The organism is Streptococcus sp. GMD4S, from assembly GCF_000296955.1.
This window is the reverse complement of the sequence record NZ_AJRE01000444.1, coordinates 1-995: the sequence shown is the minus strand read 5'-3', so window position 1 is coordinate 995 and position 995 is coordinate 1. Positions and strand designations below refer to the sequence as shown.

Annotated in this window: 3 protein-coding genes; all 3 read left to right on the top strand. The window is 42.4% G+C overall.

The genetic code is table 11. The annotated features are described in order from the left end of the window. A partial coding sequence (locus GMD4S_RS10615; RefSeq protein WP_000408052.1) for an FAD-dependent oxidoreductase occupies nt 1-246 on the top strand: 246 nt, incomplete at its 5' end. Nucleotides 247-328: 82 nt separating this feature from the next. Then, a complete protein-coding gene (locus GMD4S_RS13395; RefSeq protein ID WP_008291341.1) occupies nt 329-571 on the top strand; it encodes a hypothetical protein in 243 nt (80 codons plus the stop codon). Then, on the top strand, nt 550-995 hold a 446-nt coding region (locus GMD4S_RS10605), incomplete at its 3' end, for an SDR family NAD(P)-dependent oxidoreductase (RefSeq protein WP_001156543.1). The genes GMD4S_RS13395 and GMD4S_RS10605, both read left to right, overlap by 22 nt.

The following is a 995-nucleotide window of genomic DNA, read 5'->3' as shown; positions in this document are numbered from 1 at the left end:
GCAGGAGCGAAATCATCGGGTGAGCGTGTGGGAATTCGTGCTTACACCAGTGATTTCTCGCCTTTCTTTGGGGAAGTACCTGGCTTAGCAGGTGTCTATGCGGCTAGTGGCCTAGGTTCATCAGGCCTCACAACTGGGCCTATCATTGGTTACCACTTAGCTCAACTGATCCAAGACAAGGAATTGACCTTGGACCCAGTAAACTATCCAATTGCAAACTATGTCAAACGAGTAAAAAGCGAATGATACTCAATGAAAATTAAAGAGCAAGCTAGGAAGCTAGCCACAGGCTGCTCAAAGCACTGTTTTGAGGCTGTGGATAGAGCTGATGAAGTCAGCTCAAAACACTGTTTTGAGGTTGTGGATAGAACTGACGAAGTCAGTAACCATACCAACCCACGGCAAGGCGAAGCTAACGTGGCTTGAAGAGATTTTCGAAGAGTATAAGCATTTTACTGAAATTTTAGCAGATAGTTTAGGATGTCAAATGACATTCCCTATCAAAAATGATAAAATAAGAAAAAATAATCCGAGAATCGAGGAAGAAAGATGCAAGAAAAGATTTTGGTAACTGGTGGTGCTGGATTTATCGGAACCCACACTGTTATTGAGTTGATCCAAGCAGGTCATCAAGTGGTTGTGGTGGATAATCTTGTCAATAGCAATCGTAAAAGTTTAGAAGTTGTTGAAAGAATCACAGGAGTTGAGATTCCTTTTTATGAGGCAGATATCCGTGACACAGATACACTCAGAGATATTTTCAAGCAGGAAGAACCGACTGGTGTCATTCACTTTGCGGGTTTGAAGGCTGTTGGTGAATCAACCCGTATCCCTCTTACCTACTATGACAACAATATCGCAGGAACTGTCAGCCTTCTAAAAGCCATGGAAGAAAATAACTGTAAGAACATCATCTTCAGTTCTTCTGCGACAGTTTACGGAGACCCTCATACAGTTCCAATCTTAGAAGATTTCCCACTTTCAGTGACCAATCC